A 409-nucleotide genomic window follows, 5' to 3' on the forward strand; every position below is an offset into this window, starting at 1 on the left:
GATAGTACTGCCGTCCGCCAGTTTCAGTGGTTCAGAAAAAATAACTGTTTTTGACATGGTTTAGTCTCCGTTGGGCGGGCCATAGCCCGCCGTAATATTAATGGCCAATATTGGCGCGGTGTTTTTCCAGCAAATCCTGACCATTCACCCGCCAGACCAGGTTAAGCATATCCACTTCGTGCAGCTCTTCGTTGTTCAGCGTGATCTTGCAGTAGGTATTTTTCAGCGTGTACTTGTGCTGGGTGTTTTCACCCGCTTTAGCGCTGCCCCAGTCCACCTCAGTAAACCGTCCGCGCGTCTGGATCTCACAGGCGACCGTTTCCCCGGTGGCGTCGTCATAGTACGACCCCGCAAAACGCAATTGCAGGCTGTCAATTCTGCCGCCCCACGTTTTCAGTAAGCGGGCTTC

The 409-nt window shown here is 52.8% G+C and carries 1 protein-coding gene; it reads right to left on the reverse strand.

The genetic code is table 11. The annotated features are described in order from the left end of the window. Positions 1–97 precede the first annotated feature (97 nt). The coding region (locus NXS07_RS22610; protein WP_258087619.1) for a phage major tail tube protein at positions 98–409 on the reverse strand (312 nt) is incomplete at its 5' end.

It is taken from the genome of Xenorhabdus bovienii (assembly GCF_024721015.1).
GTDB lineage: Bacteria > Pseudomonadota > Gammaproteobacteria > Enterobacterales > Enterobacteriaceae > Xenorhabdus > Xenorhabdus bovienii.